Origin of the sequence: Leptolyngbya sp. ST-U4 (assembly GCF_039962215.1) — a bacterium.
Classification (GTDB): Bacteria; Cyanobacteriota; Cyanobacteriia; order Elainellales; family Elainellaceae; genus Leptolyngbya_A.
Genome location: NZ_JAMPKZ010000086.1, coordinates 1 through 2,315, shown reverse-complemented (window position 1 = coordinate 2,315; position 2,315 = coordinate 1). Strand labels below are relative to the sequence as shown.

3 protein-coding genes and 2 pseudogenes are annotated in these 2,315 nt (G+C 47.3%); 3 read left to right on the top strand and 2 right to left on the bottom strand.

The window, feature by feature from the left end; translation table 11 throughout:
- A pseudogene (locus tag NDA02_RS28235) lies at positions 1-106 on the top strand (IS630 family transposase); the annotation flags it as partial.
- A gap of 369 nt (positions 107-475) precedes the next feature.
- Here the strand turns inward: NDA02_RS28235 and NDA02_RS28230 are convergent.
- Positions 476-844, bottom strand: coding sequence for a DUF2809 domain-containing protein (locus tag NDA02_RS28230; protein ID WP_190791083.1), 369 nt, complete (start codon positions 842-844; stop codon positions 476-478).
- A 240-nt stretch (positions 845-1,084) separates the two neighbouring features.
- Here NDA02_RS28230 and NDA02_RS28225 point away from each other — a divergent pair, with 240 nt between their 5' ends.
- Complete coding sequence (locus tag NDA02_RS28225) at positions 1,085-1,288, top strand: hypothetical protein (protein WP_190791084.1); 204 nt, start codon at positions 1,085-1,087, stop codon at positions 1,286-1,288.
- Positions 1,289-1,431: 143 nt separating this feature from the next.
- On the opposite strand, the gene NDA02_RS28220 is transcribed toward NDA02_RS28225, so the two are convergent.
- Positions 1,432-1,818 carry an AbrB family transcriptional regulator gene (locus tag NDA02_RS28220; protein ID WP_190791085.1) on the bottom strand — a complete coding sequence of 129 codons (387 nt, stop codon included), beginning with the start codon at positions 1,816-1,818 and terminating at the stop codon, positions 1,432-1,434.
- Between the two features lie 417 nt (positions 1,819-2,235).
- Between NDA02_RS28220 and NDA02_RS28215 the strand changes: the two are divergent.
- A pseudogene (locus tag NDA02_RS28215) lies at positions 2,236-2,315 on the top strand (IS6 family transposase); the annotation flags it as partial.

Here is a 2,315-nt window from a genome sequence, read left to right as displayed (position 1 = left end):
GTGGTTCGTGCTCAAGAATTGGATGCGCCAACGCTGGGACGAGTTTGACAGTTTTCGCGTTTGTGTCGATGCTGCCTTCAAACATTGTCCGAACGTTTTTCCGTAAAGCTATAGAAGTTTTTACAACAGAACCCCTTAGACCAAAACTCCGGATTCTCGATGTAGGGGTTAATGCCCGGAAAGTGAGAGGGCATATCGCTGACCTCGATTCGCCTCCCTTTATTCTAGAAGCGATCGATTCTTTCCTTGCCACCTCATAAATGCTAATACGAAGCACTTTCCTTAGTGAGGCAATCGGGTATTAGTCCAAACAGCCAACGGTAAATTTCCTCAGCTTGCAAGCTTTCATAGGCTGGGATGACCGAAGCTGCATTTTGTTCATATCACCCAATTGAACTCACGCCCCGATCGCCTTTCCTTCAAAGTCATCTAGATATTAGTCTGCTCCATCGGACTCGCATGAAAGCGACCGCCCTTACCTTTGAAATCGTTTTTGCAGGAGCACTCGCTCCAAACAAACACCAATGCTAATTCCTACCGCATAACAGATCAAATCACTCCACAGAAATCCAAAGCCAAGAATTAAACCTCCGAACTGGGTGTGGCGAATTGCATCAATCCATGTCGCATGATAGAGTTGGCTCACCTCAATTCCCAGCGCGAATAGACCCGTACTGATCGCCGATCGCAATATTGATTGCTGAGGCAGAAGCCAGCGTACAAGCAGGTACACCAGCAGTGCCCACAAAGTATCACCACTATACTGCCCCAGAAACGAGGTTGATGACAGGAGCGAAGAGCGTGAAAGCAGTCCGAGAAGGGTGACAAAACAGGCAATCACCATCACCCTGATGCGATAGCGGAGGATGGATTGTGCTGGCGTAGGCTATTTCTGACCCAATTTATTGAATATCAATACGGACTAATTGAGCCGGCATCGGGACTTTGATCGTGTTGGAGCCATTGTCGATGAGGCAGTCCATAGCGATCGGTAATAGAATTCATTGCAGATGCTCATTCCTTATGCCTTTACTTGTGGCTCATTTATGTTGATGCTAGAGAAGGCATTTATTGATTTTTATCTATGAGTTTTACAACTGAGATAGAAAAGCTGTCTGCTACCGCTTCGTTGGCTGCGATCGATGCCAATTCGACTGAGACTACCTCTCGTATTGAGCTGTTCAGCTATCTTCTGTGCTGTGCCGCTCAAGGTGCTGTTGGAGTGATTGGCTTTGTTTGCTTAACCCTTATCCCGATCGCCCTTCGTCAGGGGTTACTTTTTCTATAAGTGGGAGAACAGGGTCGAGGAGGGAGGTTTGCTTCAGTGCAAGCTAGCCGGAGCAATAAATTAATGTAGCTAATGTAGCTCATGGTGGCAGAAGGTGATGTTCAGCGGCATCGTTTGATGCGGCTTAGCAGTCACCTCAGAGATTACTCCTCATCATTGCTCGAGCCGCCAGCAGGTTGAACCAGCACCAGTTTAATGTGCTTATAGCCGAGCTTAATTTCAAACTCATCCCCTGACCTGAGTCCCATCATCTCGGTATAGGCTTTCCCAATCACAATTTGCCCATTGGTATGAACAGAAACACGATACGTTGGAGTTCTACCCCTCCCCCCTGCCTGTTCTGGCTCAACGGCTAAGCCTTGGGCTTCCAGAATAGCTTCAATGAATTCTGATAAATTCGCCCTTTCCCTGTCTTTCGTTCTCGTGACATAGCCACAGGCTTTTGCCTTCTCTGACTTGGAGAGTGTTGGAATTTCCTTCAACTTACTGAGAAGGGCTTTGCCTCTTAAGGGCTCTGTCGCAACCGCCATAATAATTTAGAGCTTCCTTAAACAGATGTTTGCATCTCTCTAACTTAACCACGATCGACACCCCATCAGCACAAGGAATAGTGAGATTTAAGGAGTTGGGAAGGCTGAGGTTGAGCCAGAATTTAGGCTTCGCGATCGGAAGTCAATGGTTCCCAGTCATTGCTTGATAGAGCAACAGCGTACCAATTGCAGCCAAAACAGGGGAAAATCATCCTCCAGGATGGCGGAAATATTGAAAGTGGCAGTCATTCACACCTTCACCAGATCTCAAACAGAAATCGTCTTATTTGTCTGAGTCAGGACAATCGTGAGCATAAGGGTTTCATAGCTCCAGAGTTTAGACTACTGCTGTCGGTTGTGTCGCAAAAACAGCCGCTGGTAAGGTAGACAAGCCCCGTTATGCCTTCTCGCCCTCCGATGGCTACTGCTGCTCTGTTCAAGTGGCGGCATTTCTTGCCTGAAATTATCCTGCTCAATGTTCGTTGGTACTGCCGTTA

What these genes read in the sequence shown, in the direction of transcription:
- NDA02_RS28230 (WP_190791083.1), bottom strand. Translation starts at nt 844, where the DNA reads ATGGTGATTGCCTGTTTTGTCACCCTTCTCGGACTGCTTTCACGCTCT.
- NDA02_RS28225 (WP_190791084.1), top strand. Translation starts at nt 1,085, where the DNA reads ATGAGTTTTACAACTGAGATAGAAAAGCTGTCTGCTACCGCTTCGTTG.
- NDA02_RS28220 (WP_190791085.1), bottom strand. Translation starts at nt 1,818, where the DNA reads ATGGCGGTTGCGACAGAGCCCTTAAGAGGCAAAGCCCTTCTCAGTAAG.